This is a genomic window from Actinomadura hibisca NBRC 15177 (assembly GCF_001552635.1).
Classification (GTDB): Bacteria; Actinomycetota; Actinomycetes; order Streptosporangiales; family Streptosporangiaceae; genus Spirillospora; species Spirillospora hibisca.
This window is the reverse complement of sequence record NZ_BCRO01000078.1, coordinates 38,293-62,826: the sequence shown is the minus strand read 5'-3', so window position 1 is coordinate 62,826 and position 24,534 is coordinate 38,293. Positions and strand designations below refer to the sequence as shown.

The window sequence follows — 24,534 nt, the reverse complement described above, 5'->3', positions numbered from 1 at the left end:
CCCCCTGCACCCCCGTCCCCGGTGGCTGAGGCCAGCGGGATGGTTCGGGCACGGGGCTGGGGTTGTTGGTCGGCTTCGGGCACGGGGCTGGGGTCGCTGGTCGGGCGCGGGGTGCGGGGTTGAGGTCGCTGGTCACGTGCAAGGCACGGGGCTGGCGTCGTTGGGCACGCGCGGAGCGCGGGTTGAAGTAGTTGCGCGGAGCGTGCCTCTAGCGCGGAGCGCGGGCTTGGCGCGGAGCGTGCCCTTAGCGCAGAGCGTGCCCTTAGCGCGGAGCGTGCCTTAGCGCGGAGCGCAGGATTTAACACGAAGCGCGGCTTTAACCCAAAGCACAGCCTTAAGGCAGTCAGTCAGCCACGACGCTCGAACTCACAAGCACAACACAAACAACGCAACACAAAGAGGCAGGCATGGGCAACTCACCCCACACCCGCCCCTATGCGGCGGCACTCAACTCAAAACCCAAGCCGCTAAGACCACTCAACCCGCTCAGACGTTGAACCCCAGCGCCCGGAGCTGGTCGCGTCCGTCGTCGGTGATCTTGTCCGGGCCCCACGGCGGCAGCCAGACCCAGTTGATCTTGACGTCCTTGACCAGGCCCTCCAGCGCGCTGTGCGCCTGGTCCTCGATCACGTCGGTCAGGGGACATGCCGCGCTGGTCAGCGTCATGTCCAGGGTCGCGACCTCGTCGGCCAGGTTGATGCCGTAGATCAGACCCAGGTCGACCACGTTGATCCCGAGTTCCGGGTCCACCACGTCCTTCAGCGCCTCAAGGATCTCCTCCTCCTGCGCGGACATGGCCACATCGCCCTCAGCCGATGCGGCCACCGGCGCGGCGGCCTCGGTCTCAGCCGGAGCAGCGGCCGGAGCCGCAGCAGTGGCCTCGGGCGCTGCGGCCGTGGCCTCAGCCTCCGTCGCGGTGGCCTCAGTGACATCAGCGTCAGGGGCGGGAGTCGCGGGAGTGTCGGTCATGATGCCTCTCCGAGAGCGCGGGCGGTCGCGTCCTTCCACGCCATCCAGGCGAGCAGGGCGCACTTGATCCGGGCGGGGTACTTGGAGACCCCCACGAAGGCGACGGCGTCCTCCAGGACGTCCTCGTCGGGCTCGGCGTCCTGGCCGCGCGACTGCATCAGCGCCAGGAACTCCTCGCCGACCGCCATCGCCTCCTTGACGGACTTTCCGATGATCAGGTCGGTCATCACCGAGGCGCTGGCCTGGCTGATCGAGCAGCCCATGGCGTCGTAGGAGACGTCGGCGACGCGCGCGTCCCGCCCCTCGCCCGTCAGGTGCACCCGCAGGGTGATCTCGTCACCGCAGGTCGGGTTGACGTGGTGCGCCTCGCCCTCGTACGGCTCCCGCAGCCCCTTGTTCAGCGGGTTGCGGTAATGATCCAGGATGACCTCCTGGTACATCGCCTCAAGCTGCATGGCTTCCTTTTTCCTCCCCACGGCCTTCGTCGGTGACAACCCGCGGGCCGCTCAGGCTGTTCCGAAGAACTTCTGCGCCTGGCGCACGCCGTCGGCGAGCGCGTCGATGTCGGCCAGGGTGTTGTGCACGTAGAAGGACGCGCGGGTCGTCGCCGGGATCTGGTAGCGGCGGCAGATCGGCCAGGCGCAGTGGTGGCCCACCCGGACCTCCACGCCCAGCTCGTCCAGCACCTGTCCCACGTCGTGCGGGTGGATGTCGGCGACGGTGAACGACACCGCGCCGCCCCGCGCCTCGGTGGTCCCGGGGCCGATGATCCGCACGCCGGGGACCTCGGTCAGGCGCTCCAGCGCGTACCCGGTGAGCGCCTCCTCGTGCGCGTGCACCCGGTCCATGCCCAGCGCCGACAGGTAGTCCACGGCCGCGCCGAGCCCGACCGCCTGGGCGGTGTTGGGCGAGCCGGCCTCGAAGCGCTGCGGCGGCGGCATGAAGGTCGAGCCCTCCATCCGCACCACCTCGATCATGGAGCCGCCGGTGATGAACGGCGGCATGGCCTCCAGCAGCTCGCGGCGGCCCCACAACACGCCGATGCCGGTCGGGCCGAGCATCTTGTGCCCGGAGAAGACCAGGAAGTCGACGCCCAGGTCCTGCACGTCCACCGGCAGGTGCGGCACCGACTGGGCGGCGTCCACCAGCGTCAGCGCGCCGACCTCGCGGGCGCGGGCGGCGATCGCCTCGACCGGGTTGATGGTGCCGAGCACGTTGGACTGCTGGGTGAGCGCGACCAGCTTGGTGCGCTCGTTGACCAGCTCCGCCAGCGGCTCCAGGTCCAGGCGGCCGTCGTCGGTCAGCCCGAACCAGCGCAGCGTCGCGCCGGTGCGCTGGCACAGCTGCTGCCAGGGCACCAGGTTGGCGTGGTGCTCCATCTCGGTGACGACGATCTCGTCGCCCGGCCCGACCGCGAACCGCTCGGCCTCGGGCCCGGCCGTGGCGGCGTTGCTCATCGCGTACGCCACCAGGTTGATGCCCTCGGTCGCGTTCTTGGTGAACACGATCTCGCCGGGCACCGCGCCCACGAACGTCGCGATCCGGGTGCGGGCGCCCTCGAACGCGTCGGTGGCCTCCTCGGCGAGCAGGTGCGCGCCGCGGTGCACCGCCGCGTTGTGCCGCTCGTAGAACTCCCGCTCGGCGTCCAGCACCTGGCGGGGCTTCTGCGAGGTGGCCCCCGAGTCGAGGTAGATCAGCGGACGCCCGCCGCGGACGGTGCGCTGCAGCAGGGGGAAGTCCTTCTTGACCTCTTCGGGCAGCAGGTCGCTCACGCCGACGCGCCCGCCTTCACGTACTTCTCGTAGCCCTCGTTCTCCAGCTCCTCGGCCAGCTCGGGGCCGCCCTGGGCCACCACGCGGCCGCCGGCGAACACGTGCACGAAGTCGGGCTTCACGTAGCGCAGGATGCGGGTGTAGTGCGTGATCAGCAGCACGCCGGTGTCGCCGGTGGCGCTGAAGCGGTTGACGCCCTCGGACACGACCTTGAGCGCGTCCACGTCCAGGCCCGAGTCGGTCTCGTCCAGCACCGCGACCTTGGGCTTGAGCAGCTCCAGCTGGAGGATCTCGTGGCGCTTCTTCTCGCCGCCGGAGAAGCCCTCGTTCAGCGAGCGCTGGGCGAAGGCCGGGTCGATGGACAGCGCGTCCATCGCGCCCTTCATCTCCTTGGCGAACTCGCGCAGCTTCGGCGCCTCGCCGCGCACGGCGGTGACCGCCGAGCGCAGGAAGTTCGACACCGACACGCCCGGCACCTCGACGGGGTACTGCATCGCCAGGAACAGCCCGGCGCGGGCGCGCTCGTCCACGCTCATCTCCAGGACGTCCTCGCCGTCCAGGGTGACCGAGCCCGAGGTCACGGTGTACTTCGGGTGCCCGGCGATGGCGTAGGCCAGGGTGGACTTGCCGGAGCCGTTGGGCCCCATGATCGCGTGGGTCTCGCCGGCCTTGACGGTCAGGTCCACCCCGCGCAGGATCTCCTTGGTCCCGTCGGCGCCGTCGCCGACGGAGACGTGGAGGTCGCGGATCTCAAGCGTGGCCATATCTGTGAAAGCTCTCTCGTGTGTCAGTCTTCGGAGCCGAGCGAGACGTAGACGTCGCCGTCCTCGACCTTCACCCGGTAGGTGGCGACCGGCTGCGTCGCCGGCGGGTTGGTGGGCTTGCCGCTGCGCAGGTCGAAGCAGGACCCGTGCAGCCAGCACTCGATGGTGCCGTTGTAGACCTCGCCCTCGGAGAGCGAGACCTCGGCGTGCGAGCAGATGTCGTTGACCGCGTACACCTCGCCCGCGGCGGTGCGCACCAGCGCGACGGGTGTGTCCTCGATCTCGACGCCGAGCGCGCCGTCGGCCGGGATCTCGGCCACCGGGCACACCTTCACGAAGGTCATCGCTCCAGCTCCGCCTCGATGGCCTCGGCCACCTTCGCGCGCACCTCGGGGACCTCGATGCGCTCGATGAGCTGGCCGAGGAAGCCGCGCACCACCATGCGGCGGGCCTCGTCGAACGGGATGCCGCGCGCCTGGAGGTAGAACAGGTGCTCGTCGTCCAGCCGGCCGGAGGCCGAGGCGTGCCCGGCGCCGGCGACCTCGCCGGTGAGGATCTCCAGGTTCGGCACCGAGTCGACCCGGGTGCCGTCGGTCAGCACCAGGTTGCGGTTCAGCTCGTAGGTGTCGGTGCCCTCGGCCTCGACGCGGATGATCACGTCGCCGATCCAGACGGCGTGCGCGTCGGCGTCCTGGAGCGCGCCGCGGTAGTCCACGCGGCTGCGGCAGTTGGGGACCGAGTGGTCCACCAGCAGCCGGTGCTCCAGGTGCTGGCCGCCGTCGGCGAAGTACACGCCGTACAGCTCGGCGTCGCCGCCGGGGCCGTCGTAGGCCACCGACGGGGAGATGCGCACCAGGTCGCCGCCCAGCGAGACGTTGTGCGAGTGGAAGGTCGCGTCGCGGCCCAGCCGGGCGTGCTGGTGGGACACGTGCACCGCGTCGTCGGCCCAGTCCTGGAGGCTGATCACCGACAGCGCGGCGCCGTCGCCGACGACGAACTCGACGTTGTCGGCGTAGGTGGCCGAGCCGCGGTGCGCCAGCACGACGGTGGCGCGGGCGAACGGCTCCAGGATGATCGTGGTGTGCCCGTAGGCGGCGGCGGAGGAGTCCTCGCCGCGCAGCCGGATCACGGTCGGGGCCGCGACCTCGGCCTCCTTGGGCACCGTCACCACGGTGGCGTCGGTGAAGGAGGCCCAGGCCTGGGCGCTGACGCGGTCGGCCGGGACGTAGGCCTTGCCGAGGCGCGCGTCGTCGCGGCCGACGGTCTCGACCGTGACCTCGGCGGGCGCCTCGACCTCGACCAGCACCTTGCCGGTGGCCTCGGCGGTGCCGTTGTGCAGTCCGCGCAGGCGGCGCAGCGGGGTGAACCGCCACTCCTCCTCGCGGCCGGTGGGCACCTCGAAATCGGCGACCTCGTAGGAGGCCCGCTCGTCCAACATCGAGACGGGCCGGGAGTCGAGCCCCATCAGCCGACGGCTCCTTCCATCTGCAGCTCGATGAGCCGGTTCAGCTCAAGGGCGTATTCCATCGGGAGCTCGCGGGCGATCGGCTCCACGAACCCGCGCACGATCATCGCCATGGCCTCGTCCTCGTTGAGGCCGCGGCTCATCAGGTAGAACAGCTGGTCCTCCGACACCTTGGAGACGGTGGCCTCGTGGCCCATCTCCACGTCGTCCTCGCGGACGTCCACGTAGGGGTAGGTGTCGGACCGGCTGATCTGGTCGACCAGCAGCGCGTCGCACTTGACGGTGGACTTGCTGTGGGTGGCGCCCTCCTGGACCTGGACCAGGCCCCGGTAGGAGGTGCGGCCGCCGCCGCGCGCCACCGACTTCGACACCACCGTGGAGGAGGTGTTGGGGGCGGCGTGCACCATCTTGGCGCCCGCGTCCTGGTGCTGGCCCTCGCCGGCGAACGCGATCGACAGCGTCTCGCCCTTGGCGTGCTCGCCGAGCAGGTAGACCGCCGGGTACTTCATGGTGACCTTGGAGCCGATGTTGCCGTCGACCCACTCCATGGTGGCGCCCTCGTAGGCCACCGCGCGCTTGGTCACCAGGTTGTAGACGTTGTTGGACCAGTTCTGGATGGTGGTGTAGCGGACGCGGGCGTCCTTCTTCACCACGATCTCCACCACGGCCGAGTGCAGCGAGTCCGACTTGTAGATCGGCGCGGTGCAGCCCTCGACGTAGTGCACGTAGGAGCCCTCGTCGGCGATGATGAGGGTGCGCTCGAACTGGCCCATGTTCTCGGTGTTGATCCGGAAGTAGGCCTGGAGCGGGATCTCCACGTGCACGCCCGGCGGCACGTAGATGAACGAGCCGCCCGACCACACCGAGGTGTTGAGCGCGGCGAACTTGTTGTCGCCGACCGGGATCACCGAGCCGAAGTACTCCTGGAAGATCTCCGGGTGCTCGCGCAGCCCGGTGTCGGTGTCCAGGAAGATGACGCCCTTCTCCTCAAGGTCCTCGCGGATCTTGTGGTAGACCACCTCGGACTCGTACTGGGCGGCCACGCCGGCGACCAGGCGCTGCTTCTCGGCCTCGGGGATGCCCAGCTTGTCGTAGGTGTTCTTGATGTCCTCGGGCAGGTCCTCCCAGGAGGCGGCCTGCTTCTCGGTGGAGCGCACGAAGTACTTGATGTTGTCGAACTTGATCTCCGACAGGTCCGAGCCCCAGGACGGCATCGGCTTCTTGTCGAACAGCCGCAGCCCCTTGAGGCGCAGGTCGAGCATCCACTCAGGCTCGTTCTTCTTGGCCGAGATGTCGCGCACGACGTCCTCGTTCAGGCCGCGGCGGGCCGAGGCCCCCGCGCTGTCGGAGTCGGCCCAGCCGAACTTGTACCTGTCGAGCCCTTCCAGCTCAGGGTGGGCTGCAGTAGTCATTGGGACGTCCTCCCGGACTCCTCGTTATCAGCGGTGTTCTGTCCGTCGGCCGGCGTTCCCTGGCACAGGGAGCGCGAGCTGACGTGGGTGGTGCAGACGCCGTCGCCGTGGGCGATGGTGGCCAGCCGCTGGACCGGCAGGCCCAGCAGGCGGCTGAACGCCTCGGTCTCGGCCTCGCACAGCTGCGGGAACTCCGCGGCGACGTGCGCGACCGGGCAGTGGTGCTGGCAGAGCTGCTCTCCGCCGCCCTGCTGGGGGGCCTTGGCGGCGGCGGCCGCGTAGCCGTCGCCCGACAGCGCCTCGGCCAGCGTGCGGACCCGCTGGTGGGGCGGGGCCGCCTGGACGACCGGGTGGTAGCGTCGCTCCAGGTCGGCGATCTGGCGCCGGGCGAACTCGGCGACCGCCTGCTCGCCCGCCGTCTCGGCAAGGAAGCGCAGGGCGCTGCTGGCGAGGTCGTCATAGGCGTGCACGAACGCGCTGCGCCCGGCGTCGGTGATGGCGAACCACTTGGCCGGCCGGCCGCGCCCGCGCTGGGTCTGCGGCCGGGCCCGCCGGACTTCGATCATGCCGTCGGCGAGCAGCGCGTCCAGGTGGCGGCGGATGGCGGCGGGGGTGAGCCCGACGCGGTCCCCCAGGGCGGAGGCGGTGATCGGGCCGCGTTCGAGAATGAGCCGGGCGACGCGCGCGCGGGTGTCCCGCTCGCCCTTGCCCGTCCCCGACGGCACGCCGGCGGGCCGCGCGGAGGCGGCCGAGGCGCTGGTCGGGTTCTCGCTCACGTTTTTCACAACGTCAGTGTGCCGTAATTCCTTCCCGGCTACCAACCGAATCCCGATGTCGTGCCTCACGTAGGCAAGGCTTACCTAACCTGCGGTTTCACCGTCCCGGAGGCCCCGCCGCGAACGTTCCGGCCGCCTGCCCGGACCACCGCTCGCCAGCGCATCCACACGTATACCGGAATCCCGGCCAGCACGAGCAGGACTCCCTGATAGACCGCCGCGTATCCGGCCCCGGCCACCAGCCAGAGCGTGAATGCCACCGCGACCAGCGCGATGATCACGTCGCGGGCGAGCCTGGCGGTGGACACCGGCCGTCCCTCCGGCCCCCGGTCGGTCAGCAGCCACAACAGCTGGGCGGCGGCGGAGAAGATGTAGGGGACGGCGGCGGTGAAGGTGGTCAGCAGCGCCAGCGCGGTGAAGGCCGACTGGAGGCCGCCGGTGTAGTTGGCCAGGGTGAGCAGCGAGGCCAGCGCGCCGGAGACCACCAGCCCGGCCCACGGCGCGCCGCGCCGGTTGACGGCCCGGAAGATTTCCGGGAACAGCCCGTCGCGCGCGGCGGCGTACGGCATCCGGGCGCTGACCAGGGTCCAGCCGACCAGGGTGCCCGCGCCGGAGATCACCGCGGCGGCGGCCAGCACGGTCCCGGCGGCCTGCCCGCCGCCGAAGATCGCGCGGGCGGCGTCGGCGTAGGGCGCGGTGGAGCGGGCCAGGTCGCCGTGCGGGACCAGCCCGAACACCGCGACCGTGCCCAGCAGGTACACCACCGCCGACACCAGGGTGCCGATCACGGTGGCGCGCATGACGTTGCGGCGCGGCTCGTGCACCTCCTCGGCGGCGACGGCGGCCGACTCCACGCCGAGGAAGCTGAACATCAGCACCGCGCCCGCGGCGGTCAGGGAGCCGAGGGCGTCGCCACCGTCGGCGACGAACGGCCCGAAGTTCTCGGCCCTGACGAAGAACAGCCCGACCACCGCCACCAGCACCAGCGGGACGAACTTCAGCACGGTGGTCACCACCGCGATCATGCCCGCGCCGCGCACCCCGGCCAGGTTGGCCAGCACCGCCAGCCACAACGCGCCCACGGTGACCGCGAGCGCCCGGCCGGTGCCGGGCAGCGGCACCAGCACGTTGACGTACCCGGCCCAGGCCACCACCAAGGCGGCGTTGCTGGCCCAGGCGGTGATCCAGTACGACCAGGCGGTGAGGAAGCCGGGCAGCTCGCCGAACGCCTCGCGCGCGTAGACGTAGGGGCCGCCGGTGTCGGGCAGCCGCTGCGCCAGCCAGCCGAACACGACCGCCAGCAGGATCGAGCAGGCGCCGATCACCGCGAACGCCACGATCCCGATCGTGCCGAAGCCCGCCACCGCCGCCGGGAGCTGGAACACCCCGACACCGATGACGTTGCCCATCACCAGCGCGGTGGCGGCGACCAGGCCGAGCCGGGCGGGCACCGGCGGTGGCGGCGCGACGGTCGGCGGCACGGGCCCGGCCCCGGGCGAGGCCCCAGACGAGGATCCGGGCGGCGCGCCGGACGCGGGGTCGGCGTGCGACATCAGGACACGACGTGGCCGCGCGGCAGCACCACGACCGGGCAGGGCGAGGCGCGCACCATCTTGCCGGAGCTCTCGCCGAGGAACACCTTGCGCAGCGGGCCGTCCTGGCTGGACATGACCGCCAGCACCTCGCCCGGCAACATGTCCACGTTGCCCAGCGTCTTGGCGATGCCCGAGCCCTGCACGGCCTCGGTGGTGACCTCGCCCTCGGCGGGGTCCAGCAGCCCGGCGGCGTGCCGGAGGTCCTTCTGCGCCTGCTCGAACTGGCGCTCCACGACGTCGTCGGCGCGCAGGAACTTGGCGGGCAGGCCCGGGGGCCGCAGCACCAGGGTGACCAGCCGCATGGGCAGGCCCAGCGAGGCGGCGATGTGGGAGGCCGACACCAGCGCGCCCTCCACGTCGCGGCGCCGCCAGTAGGCGACGGTCAGGCGCTCGAACTTCTTCGGCGCGTGCTCGGCGTAGCCGCGCGGGGCCAGCATGACCGGCACCGGCGAGCCGTGCAGGAGCTGGTCGGCGGTGCTGCCGATGGCGATGCGGTCGCGGCGGCCACGCGGTGCGGACCCCACGATGATCATGCCGGCGCCGGTCTCCTTGGCGACCTCGATCAGGCCGCGCCCGCTGCCGCGGTGGGCGTGCACCTCGAACGCCATGTTCTTGCGGGCCACCTTGAGCTCGGCCAGCTTCTCCCCCGCCTGCTCCAGCGCGGCGGCCGACTGCTCCTTGAGGTAGGTGACCCATTCGGCGTCCACCGAGCCAGGGCCGCGCGCGGGCCAGGCCGGCGGGTGGACGTTGGCCACCGTCAGCGGGGCCTTGGCGGTGCGCGCGACCAGGCTCGCCAGGGCCAGCGCGTCGTCGCCGCGGTCGTCGGGCGAGTACCCGACCAGCACGCGCAGCTGGCGCGGCGGGCTGGTGTCGCTCATCGGTGCTCCTTCGCGGTCGGTCCGGGACGGCCCGCCAGCCGGGAGTGGCGGTGGCCGTAGGCGAAGTAGGCCGCCAGCCCGGCCGCGGTCCAGATCAGGAAGACGATCCAGGTGATGGTGTCGAGGCCGTACATGAGGTAGATGCAGAACGCCACGCCCAGCACGGGGGTGACGGGGAACAGCGGCGTGCGGAAGCTGCGCGGCAGTTCGGGCTTGGTGCGGCGCAGCACGATCACGCCCAGGTTGACCAGCGCGAACGCGAACAGCGTGCCGATGCTGGTGGCCTCGGCGAGCTGGCCGAGCGGCACCACCGCCGCCAGCAGCGACACGAAGGTCGCCACGATCAGGGTGTTGGCGACCGGCACCGAGGTCCGGCCGACCTTCTCGAAGATCTTGGGGATGAGGCCGTCGCGCGACATCGCGAACAGGATGCGCGTCTGGCCGTACAGCACGGTCAGCACGACGGTGCCCATGGAGATGACGACGCCGAACGACAGGATCAGCGCGGGCCAGGTGGAGTCGCCGGTGGCGAGGTTCAGCACGTCGGCGAGCGAGGTCTGGGAGTCGAAGTCCTGCCAGGGCATGACGCCGACGGCCGCGACCCCGACCAGCACGTAGATGACGGTGACGATCAGCAGCGACAGCAGGATGGCCAGCGGCAGGTCGCGCTTGGGGTTCTTGGCCTCCTCGCCGGCGGTGGAGGCGGCGTCGAAGCCGATGTAGGAGAAGAACACCTTGGACCCGGCGGCGCTGATGCCCGCGAAGCCCATCGGCGCGAAGTCGGAGAAGTTGCCGGATCGGAAGGCGGTGAAGGCCACCACGCAGAAGAACCCGAGCACCGCCATCTTCAGGAACACCATGATGGTGTTGGCGGTGGCGCTCTCGGAGGTGCCGCGCAGCAGCAGCAGGGTGGCCAGCAGCACGATCGCGACGGCGGGCAGGTTGACGATGCCGCCTTCACTGCCGGGCGAGTTGCTGATGGCGTCGGGCATCCGGAAGCCGAACGCCGCGTTGAAGAACTCGTTGAGGTAGCCGCCCCAACTGGAGGCGACCGCCGACACCGACACCGCGTACTCCAGCAGCAGGCACCAGCCGCAGACCCACGCGACCAGCTCGCCCATGGTGGCGTAGGTGTAGGAGTAGGAGGAGCCCGAGACCGGGATGGTGCCGGCCAGCTCGGCGTACGACAGCGCCGAGAACAGGGCGGTGACGGCGGCGAGCACGAAGCCCAGCACCACCGCCGGGCCCGCGACCGGGACCGCCTGCCCCAGCACGAAGAAGATGCCGGTGCCCAGGGTCGCGCCGACGCTGAACAGGGTGAGCTGGAGCAGCCCCATGGTGCGTTTCAGCTCACCGCCCTCGCCCTGGCCGCCCTCGTCGGCGATCCGGCCCACGGGTTTGGTCCTGACCAAGCTCCGCAGGAACGAGGGCGATGAGCCGGACGGCTCGGATGCGGTGCTCGCCTGCACGGTGTGTCTCCCTGTTCCGGTCGGGTGCTAGAGGATGGCCGGGCCCGCCGGGCCCGGAGGCGTTCGGTCAGAGCGACGGCGGGCGGGGCGGGTCGCCCCGCCCGCCGGTCGGCCGTTCCGGTGTCCCGCGTACGGCTACCCGTGATCGTCGTTTCGATGCCCGCGGCGGCCGGGCGGCGCGCCGGGTGTCGCAGCGGGCGTCACATCGTGGGTCGCGCGGGGCGTCACAACGTGCTGGCCAGCGGCCAGGTCGCGTTCGGCGTGACGATGGTCCCGGCGGTGCCCTCCAGGATCTGCACGCACTGGTCCAGGCGGCCGATGGCCGCCATGTCGCCGGTGCGCTCGACGTAGCCCGCGACCGCCTCGACCTTGGGCCCCATGGACCCGGCCGGGAAGTCCTCGTCGCGCAGCTCCCACGGGGTGGTGTGCTTGATCTCCTCCTGCCGCGGCGTGCCGAAGTGGCGCATGACGCGCGGCACGTCGGTCAGGATGAGGAAGGCGTCGGCCTCCAGCGTCTCGGCCAGCATCGAGGCGGTCATGTCCTTGTCGATGACGGCCTCGACGCCTTCGAGCTGGCCGACGTCGTTGCGCACGACCGGGATGCCGCCGCCGCCCGCGCACACCACCACGGTGCCGTTGCGGACCATGGTGCGGATCAGCCGGGTCTCGATGACGCGCTGCGGCATCGGCGAGGGCACCACGCGGCGCCAGTGCTCGCCGTCGGGCTTGACCGTCCAGCCGTACTCCTGCGCCAGCTTCTCGGCCTCGTCCCTGGTGTAGACCTGCCCGACGAACTTGGTCGGGTCGGCGAACGCGGGGTCCACCGCCGACACCAGCGTCTGGTTGATCATCGAGATGACCTGGCGGCCGGGCAGGGCGTTCTGCAACGCCTGCAACATCCAGTACCCGATCATGCCCTGGGTCTCGGCGCCGATGGTGTCCAGCGGGTAGGGCCGCGACAGGTTGGGGTCGTTGATGCTCTCCAGCGCCAGCACCCCGACCTGCGGGCCGTTCCCGTGCGTGATGATCAGCTCGTGCCGTTCGGCCAGCGGCGCCAGCGACTTGACCGCGGTCATGACGTTGGCGCGCTGGATGTCGGCGTCGGGCTTGTCGCCGCGCCGCATCAGCGCGTTGCCCCCGAGCGCGACGACTACGCGCATCCTCTGCTCTCCTCCCGCCGCCATCGGTCAGGCCAGCGTCGCGACCATGACGGCCTTGATCGTGTGCATGCGGTTCTCGGCCTCGTCGAACACGATCGAGGCGTCGGACTCGAAGACCTCGTCGGTGACCTCCAGGGCGTCCAGGCCGGTCTTCTCGAAGATCTGCTCGCCGACCTTGGTGTTCCGGTCGTGGAAGGCCGGCAGGCAGTGCATGAACTTGACGTCGGGGTTGCCGGTCGCCTTCAGCACCTTGCTGTTGACCTGGTACTTCTTCAGCAGCTTGATGCGCTCGTCCCAGACCTCCGGCGGCTCGCCCATGGAGACCCACACGTCGGTGAGCACGAAGTCGGCGCCCTTGACGCCCTCGTTCACCTTGTCGGTGATGGTGATCGTCGCGCCGGTGCGGGCGGCGATCTCGCGGGCGGGCTTGACCACGGCGTCCTGGTCGGGCCACAGGCTCTTGGGGCCGACGATCCGCACGTCCATGCCCATCAGCGCGCCCGCGACCACGTAGGAGTGGCCCATGTTGTTGCGGGCGTCGCCGAGGTAGGCGAAGGTCACCTGGCTGAGCGGCTTGTCGGTGTGCTCGCGCATGGTGAGGATGTCGGCCAGCATCTGGGTGGGGTGCCACTCGTCGGTCAGGCCGTTCCACACCGGCACGCCGGAGTACTCGGCGAGCTCCTCCACCAGGTGCTGCGCCGAGCCGCGGTACTCGATGCCGTCGAACATGCGGCCCAGCACGCGGGCGGTGTCCTTCATCGACTCCTTGTGGCCGATCTGCGAGCCGCTCGGGTCGAGGTAGGTGACGTGCGCGCCCTGGTCGTGCGCGGCGACCTCGAACGCGCAGCGGGTGCGGGTGGAGGTCTTCTCGAAGATCAGGGCGATGTTCTTGCCGACCATGCGCGGCACCTCGGTGCCGGCGTACTTGGCCGCCTTGAGCTCGGCGGCCAGGTCGACCAGGAACGTGAACTCCTTGGGCGTGAAGTCCAGCTCCTTGAGGAAGCTGCGCCCGCGCAGGTTGAATGCCATCGGTTCGTCGTCTCTCTCGTTCTAGGGGTGGTCGCGGCCCGGTTCTCGAGGCCCGGTCAGGCCTCGCGCTCCAGCGGGCAGCTCATGCAGCGGGGCCCGCCCCGGCCGCGGCCGAGCTCGCTGCCGCGGATGGTGATGACCTCCACGCCGTTGTCGCGCAGGAAGTTGTTGGTGGTGGTGTTGCGCTCGTAGGCGACGACGACGCCCGGCTCGACGGCCAGCACGTTGGAGCCGTCGTCCCACTGCTCGCGCTCGGCGGCGAACACGTCCTGGGTCGGGGTGAGCACGTCGATGTCGTCCAGGTCCAGCGCGCCCGCGATGGCCTTGTGCATGTCCTCGGGAGCGTGCTCGCTGATCTTCAGCTCCTTGTCGTTGTCGCCCGGCTCGACGGTGAACGACGGGAGCATGCCCATGCCCGCGTACTTGGTGAAGCGGCCGTGGTCCACCATCGTCATCACGGTGTCCAGGTGCATGAACGCGCGCTTCTGCGGCATGCGCAGCGCCACGATCTTCTTGCAGGACTCCTGCTCGAACATGGCCTTGGCGAGCATCTCCACCGCCTGCGGCTGGGTGCGCTCGCTCATGCCGACCAGCACCGAGCCCTTGCCGATGACCAGCACGTCGCCGCCCTCGATGGTGGCGGGGGCCATCGCGGTGCCCGCGTTCCACACGTGGAAGCCGTCGTCCTGCGGCCTGTCGTAGCCGTCGGCGAACAGCGGGTGGAACTTGTAGATCGCCTCGTAGTTCACCGTCTCGCGCATGCGGGCCTTCATCTTCATCGCGTTGATGGAGACGCCGTTGTAGACCCAGCACGAGGTGTCGCGGGTGAACAGGTGGTTGGGCAGCGGCGGCAGGATGAAGTCGTCCATGCCGATGGCCGAGAACGCGATCGACTTGGGCTCGGCGATGCGCTCCAGCAGCTCGCGCTTGGTGATGCCGCCGATGAGGAACGAGCCCAGCTCGCGCAGGTCCATCGAGTCGAAGCCGTTGCGGATCGCGTCGGTGGACAGCGGGCCGAAGAACTTGGGGTCGATGACGTAGTCGAGGATGTGCTTCTTGGCCTCGGGGATCTCGATCGTCTCGCGCAGCAGGTCCAGCAGCAGGTGCACCTTGATGTCGCGCCCGCGCAGCACCTTCTGGAACTCCTCGTGCTCCTCGCCCGCGCGCTGCACCCACAGCACGTCGTCGAACAGCAGGTCGGCGGCGTTGGACGGGGTGAGGCGCTTGAGCGACAACTCGGGCTTGTGCACCAGCACCTGACGCAGCCTGCCGACCTCGGACTCGACGTGGAAAGTCATTCCCTAACCTCCTGGTGCCCTCCGGCACGCCGCCCGCGGCGGTGTCGTCGCGCTGCGGGCGGCGTGCCGGATGAGTGGTTTCTGAAAAGAGTCGTGCGATGGCGGCGCGGGCCGCCTGCGGGTGGGATCAGCCGGTGGGGCCGGTCCCGGTGGGTCCGGTCGTGCCGGGCCCGTATCCGGTGGGACCGGTTCCCGTGGGTCCGGTTCCGGTGGGGCCGGTCCCGCCGTGGCCGAGGCCGCCGTGGCCGGGCCCGCCGGGCTCGACCGGGACCTTCCGGGCGGTGATCTCCTTGGGGCCGTACTCGCCGCGCTTGGCCTTGGTCCAGATGTAGACCGGGACGCCGATCAGCATCGCGAGCATGCCGAGCATGACCGCCTGCTCGCCCGAGCCGTACACGATGGCGAAGGAGAACAGCAGCGCCAGCACGGCCATGAACATGTCCTTGGCCACCCGCCCCTTGTTGACCTGGCGTCCCCCGGTGACCAGCCAGAAGATCTGGGCGGCGGCCGAGAAGAAGTAGGGGATCGCGGTGGTGAAGGAGGCGAACAGCAGGATCGTGTTGAACGCGTTCTCCGAGGCGTAGGCGAACAGCAACATCAGCGAGCTGAGCAGCGTGCCGACGATGATGCCGACGACCGGGGCGCCCCGGCTGGTCAGCTTCGCGAAGCCGGCGGGGAACATGCCGTCGCGGGCGGCGGCCATCGGCATCTCGGCGACCAGCATGGTCCAGCCGTTCAGCGCGCCGATGCCGGACACGATCGCGCAGGCCGCCATCACGCCGCCCCAGATGCTGCCGCCGAACATGTTGTTGATCGAGTCGGCGAACGGGGCGCTGGAGTTCATCAGCGCGTCGTGCGGCACGGTCCCGAAGATGGCGACGGTGGCCAGCAGGTACAGCAGGCTGCACGCCAGCACGCCGTAGATGCTGGCCTTGCCGACGTTGCGCTCGGGGTCGCGGATGCGCTCGGCGACGATCGTCACGCTCTCCATGCCGGAGAAGATGAACAGGATCAGCCCGGCCGCCAGCCACGCCGCGCTCCAGGTGGACTCGCCGCCGGCGTTGAAGGGGCCGAAGTTGTCGGTGTTCATGAAGAACAGGCCGACGATCGCCACGAAGATCAGCGGCACGAACTTCAGCACGGTGGTGACCAGCTGGAACAGGCCGATGTTCTTGACGCCGGTCAGGTTGATCAGCGCCGGCAGCCAGAGCCCGACCAGCCCGATGACGATCTTGCCGGCGGTGCTGTCCCAGTGCAGGAAGTAGTTGACGTAGCCCACCCAGGCGACCGCGATGCCCGCGTTGCCGCCCCAGGCCGTCAGCCAGAACGACCACGAGGTCCAGAAACCGGCGAACTCGCCGAACGCGTCGCGGGCGTAGGCGTAGGGCCCGCCGCTCGCCGGGATGCGCGCGCCCAGCTTGCCGAACACGATGGCCAGGGCGATGGCGCCGACGGTGGTCGCGGCCATGATGGCGAAGCTGATGGTGCCGATGGCGGCGAGCGAGGCCGGCAGCAGGAAGATGCCCGTGCCGACGACGTTGCCGATAACCAGGGCGGTCGCCTGGGGCAGCCCGAGTTTGCCACCCGAATCGGTGTCGCTCTCTATGCTGTGCGGGTGTTCCGCTCCGGCTCTGGTCAGCTCACCGGCTTCCCAGGCCGTTGATTTCGGCTCTCCCATTCTTGTCCCCCCGACAGAAGTTAAAAGCCCCCTGGGCCACCGCCGACAAGCGAGTGACACGCAGGGAATTACCCGGGGTCTACCTGGTGAAACTCGGGCCGCTGTGACGCGGCTCCGCCGTTTTGCGAAAGATCGACACGGCGTTCTCGCCTTTTTCCACACATTGCCCGTCCTTGATCATCTGATGAATTGGGCGGGGCGCGGAACGGATTTCCCGGCCTCTGTCGAAACGATTCGCCAGGAGCAGGGAAAGGCCCGGATGATCAGCACGGGCCGGGAAATGGCGCTCGGGGCGGATCGCGGAAACATGGCGGGAACGCGGAAGGCGGCGGACCCGTTGGGGTCCGCCGCCTTTCGTGCGCGCGGTCCGGCGCGGTGGCGCGCCGGGAGGCGCGTCAGGGGTTCGGCCGCGCCTGCCCGGCGCCGTGTCCGGTGTCCGGGGCGGTCGCCGAGCCGGTGATCAGTCGGCCGGACGGCGCGTCGGCGTTCCGCGCGGTCGCGAGGGACGCCGCCACGAAGCCCAGCACCAGCAGCGCGCCGACGAGGACGAGGGGCAGCAGGGTCCACCGCGTCGGGAGGCCGAGGGCGCTGGCCTCGTAGCCGCCGAAGGTGTCCAGCCGCCGCGCGTAGTCGGGGTCGTCGGCGGCGGTGCGCCGCGCGATCTCTTCCAGCATCCGGCTCTCGGCCACCGACAGGCTCATCCCGTCCCCCTCGCTCGGTCCTCGCGGGCTGATCAGACGGTTTTAACCTATTTGGTGTTTAATGTCCAAGTTCTTGACCGAAGCATTACCCGGTCTCCGGCGGCGATCGGCGGCACGGCCCCGCTCAGCGCTCGCCGTCGCCCTCGCTCAGCGCGTTGGCGCTGCCCACGATCTCGCTCAGCTCCATCGTGATCTCCTCCTGGCGCGCCTCGTTGGCCTCGCGGGTGAGCCGGTCCACCAGCGCGTTGGCGTTGTCGGTGGCGGCCATCATCGCGGCGCGGCGGGCGGCGTGCTCGGCGGCGGCCGACTCCAGCAGCATGTGCCAGATGCGCCCGTTGACGTACTGCCGCAGCAGGCCGTCCAGCACGACGTCCGGGGTCGGCTCGAAGTCGAAGGCCGGGGGCACCCACCCGTCGCCCTCGCCGGGCTCGGCGTCCACGACCTCCAGCGGCAGGACGCGGCGCACCACCAGCCGCTGGGTCAGCATCGACTCGAACTCGGTGTAGACGACGTGCACGCCGCCGACGCCGCCCTCGGCGGTGGGGGTGTCGAACGCCTCGCGCAGCGTGCGGCCGATCTCCTCGGCCTGGTTGTAGACGGGCCGCCCCGAGAAGCCGCTCCACTGCCCGGCCGGTGTCACGCCCCGGAACCGGAACCTGTCGACGGCCTTCTGCCCGGTCAGGTAGAACACCGGCTCGCTGCCCTCGTCCCGCAGCCTGGCGGCCAGGTGCTCGCCCTGCCGCAGCACGTTCTGGTTGAACGCGCCGCAGAAGCCCCGGTCGCTGGTGATCAGCAGCACCGCCACCCGGGAGGCGTCGGGCCGCTCGTTCAGCAGCGCGTGGTCGAGCCGGACGTGGTGGGTCATCAGCGCCGTCACCGCCCGGGTGACCTGGGCGGCGTAGGGCGTGGCCGCCGCCAGCCGCTGCTGGGCGCCGGAGATGCGGGCGGCGGCGATCAGCTCCTGGGCGCGGGTGATCTTGGCGGTGGACTTCACCGAGCGGATGCGCGAGCGCAGCGCGCGCAGTTGGGCAGGCATGATCCCACGCTGCCACGGCCGCGTCACCGCGCCGTCACCGCCGGTGAGCGGCGGCGGGCGCATGGCCGAGGTTTTACCGCGCGATCACTCCGGACCGTTCCCGGGACGGGGACACCGCGCGCCGACCTGGTGACGGCCGGTCCTAAACTCGACGGCATGGCACCCCCCGGAGACGGCGCGCTGGCGCTGGACGACCTGGTCAAGCGGTACGGCGCGGCGACCGCCGTGGACGGGTTGTCGCTGCGCGCCGAGCGCGGCGCGGTGACGGCGCTGCTGGGCCCCAACGGGGCGGGCAAGACCACCACCATCGAGATCTGCGAGGGCTTCCGCCGCGCCGACGCCGGGACCGTCCGGGTGCTCGGGCTGGACCCGGTCGCCGACGCGCGCGCCCTCAAGCCGCGCGTGGGCGTGATGCCGCAGTCCGGCGGCGTGCCCGGCACCGCCAGGGCCGGGGAGTTCCTGAAGCTGGTGGCGTCCTTCCACACCGCGCCGCTGGACCCCGGGGCGCTGCTGGAGCGGCTCGGCCTCACCGAGCACGCCCGCACCCCGTTCCGCCGCCTGTCGGGCGGCCAGCAGCAGCGGCTGTCGCTGGCGGTGGCGCTGGTGGGCCGCCCCGAGCTGGTGTTCCTGGACGAGCCGACCACCGGCCTGGACCCGCAGGCCCGGCACTCCGCCTGGGAGCTGGTCGGGGACCTGCGCGCCGCCGGGGTGTCGGTGGTGCTCACCACGCACTACATGGAGGAGGCCGAGAAGCTCGCCGACCACGTCGTGATCGTCGACCACGGCCGGGTGGTGGCCGAGGGCGCCCCCGCCGACCTGACCGGCGCGGAACGCCAGCTGCGTTTCCGCGCCCGGCCCGGCCTCGGCCTGGACGAGCTGCTGGCGGCGCTGCCCGCCGGGAGCGCCGCCAAGGAGTCCCCGGCCGGGCACTACCTGGTGGAGGGCGACGTGCGGCCCGAGCTGCTGGCCACCGTGACCGCCTGGTGCGCCTCGCACGGCGTGCTGGCCGAGGACCTGCGGATCGAGCGCCGCACCCTGGAGGACGTCTTCTTGGAACTCACCGGACGGGAGCTGCGCGCGTGACCGCCCCGGCCTCCCTGGACCTGACGCCCGCGCCCGGCGCGGCGTCGTTGCCCCGCATGATCGCCGCGCAGACCCGGTACGAGCTGTCGGGCATGTTGCGCAACGGCGAGCAGCTCCTGCTCACGCTGATCATCCCGGTGGTGCTGCTCACCCTGTTCAGCGCGACCTCGCTGCTGGACCTCGGGCCGGGCCGCCGGGTGGACTTCCTCACGCCGGGCGTGCTCGCGCTGGCGGTGATGTCGACCGCGTTCACCGGCCAGGCGATCGGCACCGGCTTCGAGCGCCGCTACGGCGTCCTGAAGCGGCTGGGCGCGACCCCGCTGCCGCGCGCCGGACTCATCGCCGCCAAGACCCTCACGGTGCTGCTGGTCGAGGCGATCCAGGCCGTGGTGATCTTCGCGGTGGCGCTGGCGCTGGGCTGGCGGGCGCACGGCGACCCGCTGTCGGTGCTGGCCCTGCTGCTGCTCGGCACCGCCGCCTTCAGCGGGTTCGGGCTGCTGATGGCCGGGACGCTGCGCGCCGAGGCGACGCTGGCGGCCGCCAACCTCGTCTACGTCCTGCTGCTGGCGGTCGGCGGCGTGGTGTTCCCGCTGGAGAAGTTCCCCGCCGGGGTGCGCTCGGCGCTGGAGCTGCTGCCGATCTCGGCGCTGGCCGACGGGCTGCGGCAGGTGTTGCAGCACGGCGCGGCGCTGCCCGGCAAGCCGCTGCTGGTGCTGGCGGTGTGGGCGGTCGCCGGGCTGGCGCTGGCCGCCCGGTTCTTCCGGTGGGAGTGAGGCATGGCACTGGCTGAGGCCCCCGAGCCGCTGGGCGGCGCGGGGCGGTTGCCGCGCCGTCCGGCGTCGTGGTCGCTGGGCTCGGTGCCGCCGCCCGCGCTGGTGCTGCTGGGCATCCTGTCGGTGCAGTTCGGCGCGGGGCTGGCCAAGCATTTGTTCGACCGGCTGCCGCCCAGCGCGGTGGTGCTGCTGCGGCTGCTGGCCTCGGCGGTCGTGCTGGGCATCGTGGCGCGCAAGGCGCTGCGCACGGTGCTGCGCGACCACTCGCGGCGCGAGCTGGCCGTGGCCGCCGGGCTCGGGCTGGCCCTGGCGACGATGAACTTCTCGATCTACCAGTCGTTCTCCCGCATCCCGCTGGGCGTGGCGGTCACCATCGAGTTCCTGGGCCCGCTGACGGTGTCGGTGCTCGGCTCGCGCCGCCCGCGCGACCTGGTGTGGGTGGTGCTGGCGGCGGCCGGGGTGCTGATGCTGGCCAAGGGCGGCGGCGACCTGGACCTGGTCGGCGTGGCGTTCGCGCTGCTCGCCGGGGTCTGCTGGGCCGCCTACATCGTGCTGACCGCCGCCACCGGCAAGGGTTTCTCGGGGTCCACCGGCCTCGCGCTGGCCAGCATCCTGGCGTTCGCGCTGATGTTGCCCGTCGGCGTGGCCGCCGGTGGTACCGCGCTGCTGTCGCCCGAGCTGCTGCTGATCGGGCTGGGCGTCGGCGTGTTGTCGTCGGTGATCCCGTACTCGCTGGAGATGGAGGCGCTGCGCCGGATGCCCGCGCGGGTGTTCGGCATCCTGATGAGCCTGGAGCCCGCCGTGGCCGCGCTGATCGGGGTGCTGCTGCTGGACGAGGTGTTGTCGGGCCGCCAGTGGGTGGCGGTCGGCTGCGTGATGGCGGCCTGTGCGGGAGCCACGCTCGGCGACCGCAGGCCGCCGCCGGAGCCCGCCGGGTGAGTGGCGGGCGTGCGCCCGCCGTGCAAGGATCGATCGCGTTCGGGCAGGGTTCGGAACGGAAGGGGACGCCGTGACCGGCAGGATCGACGACCAGGGGCTGCCGCCCGAGTACTTCGACGCCGCGACGCCGTCGTTCGTGGACTTCCTGCGCGCGCACTCCCCCGACCTGCTGCCGGTCAACCGCGTCCCGGACGCCGGAGGCTCCCCCCTGGAACTGCCGCACGGCACCACCATCCTGGCGCTGACCTTCCCCGGCGGCGTGATGATGGCCGGCGACCGCCGCGCCACCCAGGGCCACCGCATCGCCTACCGCGAGCTCGACAAGGTGCAGCGCGGCGACGAGTACTCGGTCGTCGCCTTCGCGGGCACCGTCGGCCTGGCGCTGGAGATGGTCCGGCTGTTCCAGGTCGAGCTGGAGCACTACGAGAAGATGGAGACGGTGCCGCTGTCGCTGCCGGGCAAGGCCCGCCGCTTGGGCGCGGTGATCCAGGCCAACCTGGCGCAGGCGCTCCAGGGCCTGGCGGTGGTGCCGCTGCTGGCCGGGTACGACACCGACTCCGGCGTGGGCCGGATCTACACCTACGACATCACCGGCGCGCCGCAGGAGACCCGCGGCTACCACGCCGACGGGTCGGGCTCGCCGTACGCGCTCGGCTCGCTGAAGAAGTTGTACCGGCCCGACCTGACCGAGCGCGACGCGGCCGCGGTGTGCGTGCAGGCCCTCTACGACGCCGCCGACGACGACGCGGCCACCGGCGGCCCCGACCGCACCCGCCGGATCTACCCGACGATCGCGGTCGTGACCGCCGACGGCTTCCGGTTCCTGCCCGAGGACGAGGTGTCCGGCGTCGTGGACGAGGTCGTGCAGGCCCGCTTCGAGCAGCCCGACGGCCCGGTCGCGCCGCTGCGCTGACCCGCACGCGGTCCCGGGGAACGTCCGACCCGCCTCCTAGACTCGTGCCATGGCACGGGCGAACCACGAGGCTGCGGCCCTCATCCAGGAACTGGCCGACCTGCTCACGATCACGGGCGGCGACGCGTTCAAGATCAGGGCGTACGAGAAGGCGGCGCGGGCGGTCGCCGAGTACCCCGACGACATCGGCACGCTGAACCTGGCGGGCCTGAAGAGGATCCCCACGGTCGGCGAGGCGATCGCCAAGAAGCTCGTGGACTACAACACCACCGGCACCATCCGGCAGGTGGAGGAGCTGCGCGCCCAGATCCCCGCAGGCGTGCGGGCCCTCACCGAGATCCCGACGCTCGGCCCCAAGAAGGCCCTCACCCTGTTCCAGGAGCTGGGGGTGACCTCGGTCGCCGAGCTGTCGGAGGCCATCGCGGCGGGGCGGCTGCGCGGCCTCAAGGGCTTCGGCCCCAAGTCCGAGGACAACATCCGGCACGGCATCGAACTGCTGGAGCAGCAGGGCGGCCGGGTGCTCATCGACGTGGCCACCGGCCTCGCCGAGGACATCGTCGCGGCGCTGTCGGCCCTTCCCGGCTGCGAGCGCTGCACCCACGCCGGGTCGTTGCGGCGGATGCGCGAGACGATCGGCGACGTGGACGTGCTGGCCGCCTCGACCGACCCCGGGCCGCTGATGGAGGCGTTCACCGCGCTCCCCTACGTGACCGAGGTCATCGCCGGGGGCGACAAGAAGACCTCGGTGCGCACCACGCGCGGCGTGCAGGTCGACCTGCGGGTGGTGCCGCCGGAGGCGTGGGGCGCGGCGTTGCAGTACTTCACCGGCTCGCAGGCGCACAACGTGCGCGTCCGCGAGAGGGCGGTGCGGGCCAAGCTGAAGCTGTCGGAGTACGGCCTGTTCGACGCCGAGTCCGGCGAGCTGGTCGTCTCGGAGACCGAGGAGGAGGTCTACGAGCGGCTCGGCCTGCCCTGGATCGCGCCGCCGCTGCGCGAGGACGGCGGCGAGATCGAGGCCGCCCTCAAGAACGCGCTGCCGCGCCTGGTGACCGTCGAGGACCTCAAGGGCGACCTGCACACCCACACCGACCTGACCGACGGCACGGTCTCGCTGGAGGGCATGGTCGCGGCCGCCGCCGAACGCGGCCTGGAGTACTACGCCGTCACCGACCACGCGCCGAACCTGGCGATGCAGCGGATGACCGACGCCAAGATCCTCGCCCAGCGCGAGCAGCTGCGCGAGCTCCAGAAGCACTACCCCGACCTCGCGCTGCTGCACGGCTCGGAGCTGAACATCGACCCCGACGGCGGGGTGGACTGGGACGGCGACTTCCTGGCCGGTTTCGACGTCCTGGTGGCCTCGGTGCACTCGCACTTCACGCTGGACCCCGCCGCCCAGACCCGCCGCTTCGTCCGCGCCTGCGAGAACCCGCACGTCAACGTGATCGGCCACCCCACCGCGCGCAGCATCGGCCGCCGCGCGCCGGTGGAGGCCGACTGGGACGAGGTCTTCCGCGCCGCCGCCCGCACCGGCACCGCGATGGAGGTCAACTGCTTCCCCGACCGCCTCGACCTGCCCGCCGACCTGATCCGCCGCGCCCTGCGCCTCGGCGTCAAGTTCGCGATCGACACCGACGCGCACTCGGTGGGCAACTTCGCGAACGTGCGCTACGGCGTGGGCACCGCCCAGCGCGGCTGGCTCACCCCCGACGACGTGATCAACACCTGGCCGCTAGACCGCCTGCGCGAATTCCTGGCCAAGAAGGGCTGAGCGCGCGGGAAGAACAGACCGTCAGGCGTGTTGGGGGGTTCGCAGGGGTTCGGGGCCGGGTTCGGTGAGGGGGGCCGGGCCTCGGTCGCGGGTCGCGAAGATCACGCGGAGGGCGGCGATCCACATCAGGACCGCGCCCAGCATGTGCAGCACCACCAGCGGGGCGGGCACGCCGGTGAAGTACTGGACGTAGCCGATCGCGCCCTGGGCCAGCTCCAGGGCGAACAGTTCGGCCACGCGCCGCCGCAGGGCGGGCGGGGCGCCGGTGCGGTAGGCCGCCGCCAGCATCGCCACCGTCAGCGCGACGGTGATCCAGGCCAGCACGCTGTGCACGCGGGTGACGTCCTCGATGTTGAAGCCCCAGCGGCGCGAGTCGGCGTCCCCGGCGTGCGGGCCGGTGCCGGTGACGACGGTCCCGGCGACCAGGACCAGGCCGCAGGCCGCCGCCAGCGCCCAGGCCAGGGCGCGCAGCGCGGGGGCCACCAGCGGGCGGGGCGGGGCGTCGCCCTCGCCGGCGCGCACCCACAGGCCCACGCAGAAGATCAGCAGGGCCGGGGAGATCAGGAAGTGCAGGCCCACCGAGGCCGGGTGCAGCTTGGTCAGCACCACGATGCCGCCGATGACCGCCTGGGCGACCACGCTCATCGGCTGGGCCAGCGCCCACCAGACCAGGTCCTTGCGGCGCGGGCGCAGCCGCAGCGCGGCGACGAACACCAGGATGCCGATCGCCAGCACCGCGAAGGTGAGCATGCGGTTGCCGAACTCGATCGCCATGTTCAGCGCGGGGTGCTCGGGGCTGTGGGTGGGGACGAGGCTGTCGCCGGTGCACTTGGGCCAGGTGGGGCAGCCGAGGCCGGACTTGGTGACCCGGACCGCGCCGCCGGTCGCCACGATCCCCGCGTTGCCGATGACGCCGAGCAGCGCCAGCAGCCGCAACGAGCCGGGGGTGGGCCGCCAGACGGCGTCCCTGGCCTTCGCCAGCGGGTTACGGGAGGTCGGTACAGCTTCGGATCGCGTCGCCACGGCATTCATCGTATGGGCGGTCGCCGGTGA

Annotated in this window: 23 protein-coding genes; 5 read left to right on the top strand and 18 right to left on the bottom strand. The window is 71.4% G+C overall.

What is annotated here, in order from left to right; genetic code table 11:
• Window positions 1-486: 486 nt before the first annotated feature.
• From AH6_RS45490 to AH6_RS31730, 17 genes are all read right to left on the bottom strand, one after another.
• On the bottom strand, window positions 487-795 hold the full coding sequence (locus tag AH6_RS45490) for a metal-sulfur cluster assembly factor (protein ID WP_067487601.1): 309 nt from the start codon (window positions 793-795) through the stop codon (window positions 487-489).
• Between the two features lie 170 nt (window positions 796-965).
• Window positions 966-1,424 (bottom strand): Fe-S cluster assembly sulfur transfer protein SufU, encoded by a 459-nt coding sequence (gene sufU, locus AH6_RS31805; protein WP_067487581.1) that lies wholly within the window; start codon window positions 1,422-1,424, stop codon window positions 966-968.
• A gap of 51 nt (window positions 1,425-1,475) precedes the next feature.
• Entirely contained in the window at window positions 1,476-2,741 is a 1,266-nt protein-coding gene (locus AH6_RS31800; protein WP_067487579.1) for a cysteine desulfurase, read from the bottom strand.
• Window positions 2,738-3,505 (bottom strand): Fe-S cluster assembly ATPase SufC, encoded by a 768-nt coding sequence (gene sufC, locus AH6_RS31795; RefSeq protein WP_067487577.1) that lies wholly within the window; start codon window positions 3,503-3,505, stop codon window positions 2,738-2,740. Before sufC ends, AH6_RS31800 begins: the two co-directional genes overlap by 4 nt.
• A gap of 23 nt (window positions 3,506-3,528) precedes the next feature.
• Window positions 3,529-3,849, bottom strand: coding sequence for a non-heme iron oxygenase ferredoxin subunit (locus AH6_RS31790; protein ID WP_067487575.1), 321 nt, complete (start codon window positions 3,847-3,849; stop codon window positions 3,529-3,531).
• On the bottom strand, window positions 3,846-4,970 hold the full coding sequence (gene sufD, locus AH6_RS31785) for a Fe-S cluster assembly protein SufD (RefSeq protein WP_067487573.1): 1,125 nt from the start codon (window positions 4,968-4,970) through the stop codon (window positions 3,846-3,848). Before sufD ends, AH6_RS31790 begins: the two co-directional genes overlap by 4 nt.
• Window positions 4,970-6,382 (bottom strand): Fe-S cluster assembly protein SufB, encoded by a 1,413-nt coding sequence (sufB, locus tag AH6_RS31780; protein ID WP_067487571.1) that lies wholly within the window; start codon window positions 6,380-6,382, stop codon window positions 4,970-4,972. The genes sufD and sufB overlap by 1 nt, the downstream gene beginning before the upstream one ends.
• Window positions 6,379-7,158 (bottom strand): helix-turn-helix transcriptional regulator, encoded by a 780-nt coding sequence (locus tag AH6_RS31775; RefSeq protein ID WP_083983666.1) that lies wholly within the window; start codon window positions 7,156-7,158, stop codon window positions 6,379-6,381. Before AH6_RS31775 ends, sufB begins: the two co-directional genes overlap by 4 nt.
• 80 nt (window positions 7,159-7,238) lie before the next feature.
• Window positions 7,239-8,711 carry an amino acid permease gene (locus AH6_RS31770; protein ID WP_083983665.1) on the bottom strand — a complete coding sequence of 491 codons (1,473 nt, stop codon included), beginning with the start codon at window positions 8,709-8,711 and terminating at the stop codon, window positions 7,239-7,241.
• Window positions 8,711-9,631: a universal stress protein gene (locus AH6_RS31765; protein WP_067487569.1), complete on the bottom strand. Its 921-nt coding sequence runs from the start codon at window positions 9,629-9,631 to the stop codon at window positions 8,711-8,713. Before AH6_RS31765 ends, AH6_RS31770 begins: the two co-directional genes overlap by 1 nt.
• Window positions 9,628-11,025 carry an amino acid permease gene (locus AH6_RS31760; protein ID WP_373861830.1) on the bottom strand — a complete coding sequence of 466 codons (1,398 nt, stop codon included), beginning with the start codon at window positions 11,023-11,025 and terminating at the stop codon, window positions 9,628-9,630. Before AH6_RS31760 ends, AH6_RS31765 begins: the two co-directional genes overlap by 4 nt.
• A 299-nt stretch (window positions 11,026-11,324) precedes the next feature.
• A complete protein-coding gene (arcC, locus tag AH6_RS31755) occupies window positions 11,325-12,260 on the bottom strand; it encodes a carbamate kinase (protein ID WP_067487565.1) in 936 nt (311 codons plus the stop codon).
• A 27-nt stretch (window positions 12,261-12,287) separates the two neighbouring features.
• A complete protein-coding gene (argF, locus tag AH6_RS31750) occupies window positions 12,288-13,289 on the bottom strand; it encodes an ornithine carbamoyltransferase (RefSeq protein ID WP_067487563.1) in 1,002 nt (333 codons plus the stop codon).
• Window positions 13,290-13,345: 56 nt separating this feature from the next.
• Window positions 13,346-14,587, bottom strand: coding sequence for an arginine deiminase (locus AH6_RS31745; protein ID WP_067487562.1), 1,242 nt, complete (start codon window positions 14,585-14,587; stop codon window positions 13,346-13,348).
• A gap of 127 nt (window positions 14,588-14,714) precedes the next feature.
• Entirely contained in the window at window positions 14,715-16,265 is a 1,551-nt protein-coding gene (locus tag AH6_RS31740) for an amino acid permease (RefSeq protein ID WP_083983664.1), read from the bottom strand.
• Window positions 16,266-16,660: 395 nt separating this feature from the next.
• Window positions 16,661-16,966, bottom strand: coding sequence for a DUF3040 domain-containing protein (locus AH6_RS31735; RefSeq protein ID WP_067487561.1), 306 nt, complete (start codon window positions 16,964-16,966; stop codon window positions 16,661-16,663).
• 124 nt (window positions 16,967-17,090) lie between these two features.
• Window positions 17,091-18,002, bottom strand: a complete 912-nt coding sequence (locus tag AH6_RS31730; protein WP_067487597.1) for a F0F1 ATP synthase subunit gamma — start codon at window positions 18,000-18,002, stop codon at window positions 17,091-17,093.
• A 156-nt stretch (window positions 18,003-18,158) separates the two neighbouring features.
• Between AH6_RS31730 and AH6_RS31725 the strand changes: the two genes are divergently transcribed.
• The 5 genes from AH6_RS31725 (at window position 18,159) to polX (ending at window position 23,481) form a co-directional block, all read left to right on the top strand.
• A complete protein-coding gene (locus AH6_RS31725; RefSeq protein WP_067487559.1) occupies window positions 18,159-19,085 on the top strand; it encodes an ABC transporter ATP-binding protein in 927 nt (308 codons plus the stop codon).
• 56 nt (window positions 19,086-19,141) lie between these two features.
• Window positions 19,142-19,858, top strand: a complete 717-nt coding sequence (locus AH6_RS31720) for an ABC transporter permease (RefSeq protein WP_067487595.1) — start codon at window positions 19,142-19,144, stop codon at window positions 19,856-19,858.
• A 3-nt stretch (window positions 19,859-19,861) separates the two neighbouring features.
• A complete protein-coding gene (locus tag AH6_RS31715) occupies window positions 19,862-20,797 on the top strand; it encodes an EamA family transporter (protein WP_067487557.1) in 936 nt (311 codons plus the stop codon).
• Between the two features lie 70 nt (window positions 20,798-20,867).
• Complete coding sequence (prcB, locus tag AH6_RS31710; RefSeq protein WP_067487555.1) at window positions 20,868-21,710, top strand: proteasome subunit beta; 843 nt, start codon at window positions 20,868-20,870, stop codon at window positions 21,708-21,710.
• 49 nt (window positions 21,711-21,759) lie between these two features.
• Complete coding sequence (gene polX / locus AH6_RS31705; RefSeq protein WP_067487553.1) at window positions 21,760-23,481, top strand: DNA polymerase/3'-5' exonuclease PolX; 1,722 nt, start codon at window positions 21,760-21,762, stop codon at window positions 23,479-23,481.
• Window positions 23,482-23,502: 21 nt separating this feature from the next.
• Here polX and AH6_RS31700 read toward each other — a convergent pair whose 3' ends face one another.
• Window positions 23,503-24,504: a COX15/CtaA family protein gene (locus tag AH6_RS31700; RefSeq protein ID WP_067487551.1), complete on the bottom strand. Its 1,002-nt coding sequence runs from the start codon at window positions 24,502-24,504 to the stop codon at window positions 23,503-23,505.
• Between the last annotated feature and the right edge of the window lie 30 nt (window positions 24,505-24,534).

Bases quoted from the DNA above. Each gene is read 5' to 3' on its own strand.
- AH6_RS45490 (WP_067487601.1), bottom strand. From the start codon at position 795: ATGTCCGCGCAGGAGGAGGAGATCCTTGAGGCGCTGAAGGACGTGGTG.
- sufU (WP_067487581.1), bottom strand. From the start codon at position 1,424: ATGCAGCTTGAGGCGATGTACCAGGAGGTCATCCTGGATCATTACCGC.
- sufC (WP_067487577.1), bottom strand. From the start codon at position 3,505: ATGGCCACGCTTGAGATCCGCGACCTCCACGTCTCCGTCGGCGACGGC.
- AH6_RS31790 (WP_067487575.1), bottom strand. From the start codon at position 3,849: ATGACCTTCGTGAAGGTGTGCCCGGTGGCCGAGATCCCGGCCGACGGC.
- sufD (WP_067487573.1), bottom strand. From the start codon at position 4,970: ATGGGGCTCGACTCCCGGCCCGTCTCGATGTTGGACGAGCGGGCCTCC.
- sufB (WP_067487571.1), bottom strand. From the start codon at position 6,382: ATGACTACTGCAGCCCACCCTGAGCTGGAAGGGCTCGACAGGTACAAG.
- AH6_RS31770 (WP_083983665.1), bottom strand. From the start codon at position 8,711: ATGTCGCACGCCGACCCCGCGTCCGGCGCGCCGCCCGGATCCTCGTCT.
- AH6_RS31765 (WP_067487569.1), bottom strand. From the start codon at position 9,631: ATGAGCGACACCAGCCCGCCGCGCCAGCTGCGCGTGCTGGTCGGGTAC.
- arcC (WP_067487565.1), bottom strand. From the start codon at position 12,260: ATGCGCGTAGTCGTCGCGCTCGGGGGCAACGCGCTGATGCGGCGCGGC.
- argF (WP_067487563.1), bottom strand. From the start codon at position 13,289: ATGGCATTCAACCTGCGCGGGCGCAGCTTCCTCAAGGAGCTGGACTTC.
- AH6_RS31745 (WP_067487562.1), bottom strand. From the start codon at position 14,587: ATGACTTTCCACGTCGAGTCCGAGGTCGGCAGGCTGCGTCAGGTGCTG.
- AH6_RS31740 (WP_083983664.1), bottom strand. From the start codon at position 16,265: ATGGGAGAGCCGAAATCAACGGCCTGGGAAGCCGGTGAGCTGACCAGA.
- AH6_RS31735 (WP_067487561.1), bottom strand. From the start codon at position 16,966: ATGAGCCTGTCGGTGGCCGAGAGCCGGATGCTGGAAGAGATCGCGCGG.
- AH6_RS31730 (WP_067487597.1), bottom strand. From the start codon at position 18,002: ATGCCTGCCCAACTGCGCGCGCTGCGCTCGCGCATCCGCTCGGTGAAG.
- AH6_RS31725 (WP_067487559.1), top strand. From the start codon at position 18,159: ATGGCACCCCCCGGAGACGGCGCGCTGGCGCTGGACGACCTGGTCAAG.
- AH6_RS31720 (WP_067487595.1), top strand. From the start codon at position 19,142: ATGATCGCCGCGCAGACCCGGTACGAGCTGTCGGGCATGTTGCGCAAC.
- AH6_RS31715 (WP_067487557.1), top strand. From the start codon at position 19,862: ATGGCACTGGCTGAGGCCCCCGAGCCGCTGGGCGGCGCGGGGCGGTTG.
- polX (WP_067487553.1), top strand. From the start codon at position 21,760: ATGGCACGGGCGAACCACGAGGCTGCGGCCCTCATCCAGGAACTGGCC.